Origin of the sequence: Ottowia sp. (assembly GCF_035325765.1) — a bacterium.
Taxonomy (GTDB): Bacteria; Pseudomonadota; Gammaproteobacteria; order Burkholderiales; family Burkholderiaceae_C; genus Ottowia.
The window spans coordinates 1-6,383 of sequence record NZ_DAOKZG010000086.1 but is presented as its reverse complement, the minus strand read 5'-3'; the positions used below and the strand labels follow the sequence as shown (position 1 = coordinate 6,383).

Sequence of the window (6,383 nt, the reverse complement as noted above, 5' to 3'; positions counted from 1 at the left end):
TGCCGCGCCACATCGGCCACGAGCAGCGCGGCGTGCGCCTGCTGCGCGCCGTCGGCGAGCGCCTGCGCGTGCCCACGGAATGCACCGAACTGGCCGAGGTGGTGGCGCGCGAGCACGGCCACATCCACCGCAGCGAGGCGCTGGGCGCGACCGCCGTGCTGCGCCTGCTCGAACGCTGCGACGCGCTGCGCAAGCCGGCGCGCTTCGACCAGGTGCTGCTGGCCTGCGAATGCGACGCGCGCGGCCGCGCGGGCTGGCAGGAACGCCCCTATCCGCAACGCGCCCGCCTGCGGGCGGCGCTGGAGGCGGCGCTGGGCGTGGCCACGGCGCCGATTGCGGCGGCGGCGCAGGCCGAAGGCGCGAGCGGTCCGGCGATCGGCGCGCGCATCCGGGACGCGCGCGTGCAGGCCGTCGCCGCGTGCCTGGCCGCGCGCGCACCAACCGGGCCGGACTGGCCGGAGTGATTCCGGCACTTCGATCCCGCCGGGCGTCGGGGGGCTCGTGCACGGACCCGGCGACTCGCCATGAGTACCTGACAGTGTGAAACACTGCACCAGACATCGAGCGCCGGCGCGCGGCGCGTCGGCACGGCCTCCCGCGCGCCCCCGATAATCGGGCGCTGCACCCGCACCCGCCATGGCCCGACCGGTTTCCGCCTCCCACGACCTGCGGCGCGACGAGATCCTCAACGTCGCGGCGGCCTGCTTCGCGCGCCAGAGCTACCCGGCCACCAGCATGAACGACATCGCGGCGGCCTGCGGCACCTCCAAGGCGCGTCTCTACCACTACTACCAGAGCAAGGAGGCGATCCTGTTCGAGCTGCTGGACCGCTACACCCAGCGCCTGCTGGTGATCATCGGCCAGGTGCAGGCGACGGCGCATCGCCAGGCGCTGGACGAGCGCGCCACCCTGCACGAGCTGATCCGCGCCTTCCTGCGCGAGTACGAGACTTCGGCCACGCGCCACGCGGCGCTGCTCGGCAGCACCCAGTTCCTCGGCCCCGAGCAGCGCGAGGTGATCCTGGACCGGCAGCGCGACGTGGTGTCCGCCGTCACGCGCTTCCTGCGCCTGGCCTACCCGCAGCGGCTGTCGGCGCGCAACCAGAACGCCATCGCCATGACGCTGTTCGGCATGATCAACTGGACCTTCACCTGGCTGCGCCCGGACGGGCCGCTCAGCTACGCCGACTTCGCCGAGGAAGTCATCGCCATGCTCGACCAGGGCCTCGCCGGCCCGGCCGTCATCCGAACAGGAACCCCATGAACCCGATCGATCTCGTCATCCTGGCCGCGGGCAAGGGCACGCGCATGAAGAGCCGCGTGCCCAAGGTGCTGCAAAAGCTCGCCGGCCGCCCGCTGCTGCAGCACGTCCTGGCCACCGGCGCGCAACTGCGGCCGCGCTCGGCCATCGTCATCACCGGCCACGGCGCGGCCGAGGTGGAGGCGGCCTGCCGAGCACCGGACGCGACCGAGGCCGGCGTTGCCCTGCACTGCGTGCGCCAGGAGCCGCAACTGGGCACCGGCCACGCCGTGCAGCAGGCGCTGCCGCATCTGGCCGACGACGGCCTGGTGCTGGTGCTCTCGGGCGACGTGCCGCTGACCGAGGCCGCGACCCTGCGCGCCCTGGTGGACGCCGCGGGCGGCGACCGGCTGGCCCTGCTGACGGTGACGCTGCCAGACCCGACCGGCTACGGCCGCGTCGTGCGCGCCGAAGGCGGCACGGTGCAGCGCATCGTCGAGCAGAAGGACGCGAGCACCGCCGAGCGGGCCATCACCGAGATCTACAGCGGCATCATGGCGGTGCCGGCACGCGCGCTGCGCCGCTGGCTCGGCCAGCTCACCAACGACAACGCCCAGGGCGAGTACTACCTGACCGACGTCGTCGCCCTCGCGGTGGCCGACGGCGTGCCCGTGGTGGCGCACCGCATCGACGACGCGCTGCAGGTGGCCGGCGTGAACAGCCCGGTGCAGCTGGCCGAGCTCGAGCGCGCGCACCAGCAGCGCCAGGCGCGCGCCCTGATGGAGAGCGGCGTGCGCCTGCTCGACCCCGCGCGCTTCGACCTGCGTGACGACGCCGCCAGCGGCGCGCGCGCCGAGCTGGTGTGCGCGCAGGACGTCGAGATCGACGTCGGCTGCATCTTCAGCGGCCGCGTCGAGCTCGGCGCCGGCGTGCGCATCGGCGCCTACTGCTGCATCGCCAATGCCCGCATCGCCGCCGGCGCGGTGATCCACCCGTTCACCCACATCGACGGCGAACGCAGCGGCGTGCAGGTCGGCCCCGAGGCCCGCGTCGGCCCGTTCGCGCGCCTGCGCCCCGGCGCCGAGCTCGGGCCCGAGGTGCACGTCGGCAACTTCGTCGAGATCAAGAACTCCAGCCTGGCCCTTGGCGCCAAGGCGAACCACCTGGCCTACCTGGGCGACGCCACGGTGGGCGAGCGCGTCAACTACGGCGCCGGCAGCATCACCGCCAACTACGACGGCGCCAACAAGCACCGCACCGTGATCGAGGCCGACGTGCACATCGGCAGCAACTGCGTGCTGGTGGCGCCGGTGACGATCGGCGCCGGCGGCACCGTCGGCGGCGGCTCCACCATCACGCGCAGCACGCCGCCGGGGGCGCTCAGCGTGGCGCGCGGCCAGCAGGTCAGCCGGGTCGGCTGGCAGCGGCCCGCCAAGGCCCGCAAGCCGGCCGCCTGATCAGGCGCGGCCCGTGCCCCAGGGGTCCTCGGCGGCCGCGTCCGCCGGCATCGGCGGCAGGCCCATCAGGTCGGTCATGCTCATCGGTTGCGTGTCCTGGGCGTCCGCGGGGTCGGCGGCGGCTTCGGCCGCCGGCGCGCCGCCCGAGCGCGCGCGCTCCGCACCCTGCCAGGGATCGTCGGCCGCTGCCGCCGCGGCGTCCGGCGGCGGCAGCGCGGCGGCCCGCAGCTGACGGCGAAATTCGGGCGGCGTCGGCAGGTCGCGCGTGCTGCGCTTGAGCCGGATCAGCCGGATGCCCGCGGTCTTGAGCACGCGGTGCTTTTCCGCCGCGTCGTGCGCCGCCTCGTCCGCATCCGCGTGCACCGCGTCCAGTTCGAACGCATAGACCGGCCGGCCCTCGCGATTGCACACCGTGTAGTCGACCGCGTGCTCGGCCAGGCGCTGCTGGGCCGCCAGGCGCCGGCCCGTGCGGCGCACCACGACCATGCGCGAGAGCGGGCAGCGAAACAGCACGGCGCGCCCCGGGAAGGCGCGCACCAGGTAGTCCAGCAACTCGCTCTCGGCGGGCGAAATCGCCACCGCCGGCGCGAAGCGGTCGTCCGGACCCAGGGCGGCCGGCGCCGCTCCGGCACGGCCGCGCAGCCACAGCGCGGCGAGTGCGAGCAGCAACAGCAACAGGATGGTCGGCCAGAGCCACGGGTTGGTCATGTCTTCGCTCCCTCCAGAGTGGTTCACAACGCCTCGCGTTCAGAACGATGAAAGATGGTGCCGGCTCGCGCCGGCTTCACTGCGCTTGAAGCGCGGCGAAGCGATTGCGCCATTGCTTCTTCCTGAATGCGAATCCGTCTCGATCGGGCTGGCTGTGCGTGACCTCACGCAAGCTGGCCGCGGGCGACTCCCGCGCCGCCGGTGGCTCTTTATAACTGCTGTTCAGGGCCCGCCCTGCTGGATCGCCTCCAGTTCGGTCCAGCGCGCCAGCGCCGCCGTGAGTTCTTCCTCGATCGCGCCGTCGCGCGCCTGCAGCGCAATGGCGCGCTGCAGGTCGCTCTGGTAGAGCGCGCCATCGGCCAGCGCGGCCTGCAGTTCGGCCTGCTCCGCCTCGAGCGCCTCGATGCGCTCGGGCAGGGCGTCGAGTTCGCGTTGTTCCTTGTACGACAGCTTGCGCCGCGCCGGCCGCGCGTCGGCGTCGGGCTCCTCCACGGGGACCCGTTCGCGCGCCGGCGCCGCCGGCGGCGCCACCGCTGCCTGCAACGCCTGCCAGCGCGCCGCCTGGGCCAGCCAGTCGTCGATTCCGCCCGCGTACTCGCGCCAGCGTCCCGGCCCATCCCAGGCCAGGGTGCTGGTCACCACGTGGTCCAGGAAGGCGCGGTCGTGGCTCACCACGAACACCGTGCCTTCGTAGTCCTGCAGCAGTTCCTCCAGCAACTCCAGCGTGTCGATGTCCAGGTCGTTGGTCGGTTCGTCCAGCACCAGCACGTTGGCCGGCCGCGCGAACAGGCGCGCCAGCAGCAGGCGCCCGAGCTCGCCACCCGACAGGCTGCGCACGGGCGACGCCGCGCGCGCCGGGCTGAACAGGAAGTCCGCCAGATAGCTCTTCACATGCTGGCGCCGCGTGCCGATCTCGATCCACTCGCTGCCCGGGCTGATGAAATCCGCGAGCTGGGCGTCCGGGTCCAGCGCCGTGCGCATCTGGTCGAAGTAGGCCACCTGCAGGTTGGCGCCACGCTGCACGCGCCCGCGGTCGGGCTCGAGCTCGCCCAGGATGAGCTTGAGCAGCGACGTCTTGCCGGCGCCGTTCGGACCGATCAGGCCGATGCGATCGCCCCGCAGCACCGTCAGGTCGAGGTCGGTGGCGATCGGCGTGTCGCCGAACGCCAGTGACACCCCGTGCAGCGCCGCCACCAGCCTGCCCTGGTAGCCGTCCACGCGTGCGTCGACGTCCATGCGCACGCGCCCCGTCACCGCGCGCCGCGCGGCCCGCGCCGCGCGCAATTCCTGCAGGCGCCTGACGCGCCCCTGGGCGCGCGTGCGCCGCGCCTCGACCCCCTTGCGGATCCAGGCTTCTTCCTGCGCCAGCAGCTTGTCGGCGCGCGCGTTCAGCGTCGCCTCCTGCGCCAGCTGCTCGGCCTTCAGCGCCTGGTAGCGGCTGAAGTTGCCCGGATACGAGCGCAGCCGACCGCGATCGAGCTCGACGATGCGCGTGGCCACGCGGTCGAGGAAGGCGCGGTCGTGCGTGATCACCACCGCGCTGCCGGCGAAGCCCAGCAGCAATTCCTCCAGCCAGCCGATGGCGTCCAGGTCCAGGTGGTTGGTCGGCTCGTCCAGCAGCAGCAGCTCCGGCTGCGTCACCAGCGCCTGCGCCAGCGCGACGCGCTTGCGCGTGCCGCCCGACAGCGTGTCCAGGCGCGCCTGGGGGTCCAGGCGCAGGCGCTGCAAGGTCTCCTCGACGCGCTGCTGCCAGTGCCAGCCTCCCTCGGTCTCGATGCGCGCCTGCAACGCGTCCAGGTCGCCCTGGCCGCTGGCGTACTGGTCGATCAGCGCGCGCAGTTCGGCCAGCCCGGCGCCCACCGCCTCCTGCACGGTCAGTCCGGTCGGCAGCGCCGGCTCCTGCGCCACGTGGGCAATGCGCAGCCCCTGGCGCACCTGGCAGGTCCCGCTGTCGGCCTGCTGCTGGCCGGCCAGGATGCGCAGCAGCGAGGACTTGCCGGAGCCATTGCGCCCGATCAGGCCGATGCGCTCCTGCGCCTGCACCGACAGATCGGCGCCGTCCAGCAGTGCCACGTCTCCAAAGGCCAGATGGGCCGCGCTCAGGGTGATCAGGGACATCGTGTTGACAGCATGGGGCGGGGTGGGACTACCGTTGGCGCGCACGCCTTGCCCACACCTCTTGCACAAACAATGCTACACTGGCGGGGCCAAGCGCAAATCGCGCGGTACGCCGCGCCAGACGCACGCTGGGGTTGTCACCCGAAGCCGCCCGCAGGCGCAGCTCGGTGGCTGGGGAAAACCCTAGGCCTTGACGGGGAATTGAAAAGCACGTCATAATCTAGGGCTTCGCTGATCGCAGAACCAACGACCCACGGGTTGCCGGCTCGACAGCAGCGAAGACCCCAAGACTTGACAGGTCTTTCAAAAACATGTCAGAATACAAGGCTTCGCTGATCGCAGCGAGACAGCGCAAGGCTCCAGGGCCGAGCGCCGGTTCCTTAACAAGATACAGCCGATAAGCGTGGGCGTTTGACGGCAATTGCCAGGTTCTTTCAGAACCATCAAACGCTCATGAAAACAGAAGTGAAGTTCACTTCAATTCCGTTTGAATGAGTCGACTCGCAAGAGTCAAACTTCAGAATCAAACTGTAGAGTTTGATCCTGGCTCAGATTGAACGCTGGCGGAATGCTTTACACATGCAAGTCGAACGGCAGCACGGGTGCTTGCACCTGGTGGCGAGTGGCGAACGGGTGAGTAATGCGTCGGAACGTACCGAGTAATGGGGGATAACGCGGCGAAAGTCGCGCTAATACCGCATACGCCCTGAGGGGGAAAGCGGGGGATCGCAAGACCTCGCGTTATTCGAGCGGCCGACGTCTGATTAGCTAGTTGGTGGGGTAAAGGCCTACCAAGGCGACGATCAGTAGCGGGTCTGAGAGGATGATCCGCCACACTGGGACTGAGACACGGCCCAGACT

General features: G+C 71.2%; 4 protein-coding genes, 1 rRNA gene and 1 pseudogene. 4 read left to right on the top strand and 2 right to left on the bottom strand.

All coding sequences use genetic code 11. From position 1 onward, the window contains the following. The 3 genes and pseudogenes from PKA16_RS15460 to glmU form a co-directional block, all read left to right on the top strand. A pseudogene (locus tag PKA16_RS15460) lies at positions 1–464 on the top strand (multifunctional CCA tRNA nucleotidyl transferase/2'3'-cyclic phosphodiesterase/2'nucleotidase/phosphatase); the annotation flags it as partial. Positions 465–636: 172 nt separating this feature from the next. Further along, a complete protein-coding gene (locus tag PKA16_RS15455) occupies positions 637–1,263 on the top strand; it encodes a TetR/AcrR family transcriptional regulator (RefSeq protein ID WP_324404523.1) in 627 nt (208 codons plus the stop codon). After that, positions 1,260–2,696 carry a bifunctional UDP-N-acetylglucosamine diphosphorylase/glucosamine-1-phosphate N-acetyltransferase GlmU gene (gene glmU, locus PKA16_RS15450; RefSeq protein WP_324404521.1) on the top strand — a complete coding sequence of 479 codons (1,437 nt, stop codon included), beginning with the start codon at positions 1,260–1,262 and terminating at the stop codon, positions 2,694–2,696. Before PKA16_RS15455 ends, glmU begins: the two co-directional genes overlap by 4 nt. Here glmU and PKA16_RS15445 read toward each other — a convergent pair whose 3' ends face one another. Together PKA16_RS15445 and PKA16_RS15440 are read right to left on the bottom strand one after the other, a co-directional pair. After that, a complete protein-coding gene (locus tag PKA16_RS15445) occupies positions 2,697–3,404 on the bottom strand; it encodes a DUF2726 domain-containing protein (protein ID WP_324404519.1) in 708 nt (235 codons plus the stop codon). A 222-nt stretch (positions 3,405–3,626) separates the two neighbouring features. Further along, a complete protein-coding gene (locus tag PKA16_RS15440; RefSeq protein WP_324404517.1) occupies positions 3,627–5,522 on the bottom strand; it encodes an ATP-binding cassette domain-containing protein in 1,896 nt (631 codons plus the stop codon). A gap of 525 nt (positions 5,523–6,047) precedes the next feature. Here PKA16_RS15440 and PKA16_RS15435 point away from each other — a divergent pair. Further along, positions 6,048–6,383: ribosomal RNA gene (locus PKA16_RS15435) — 16S ribosomal RNA — on the top strand; the annotation flags it as partial.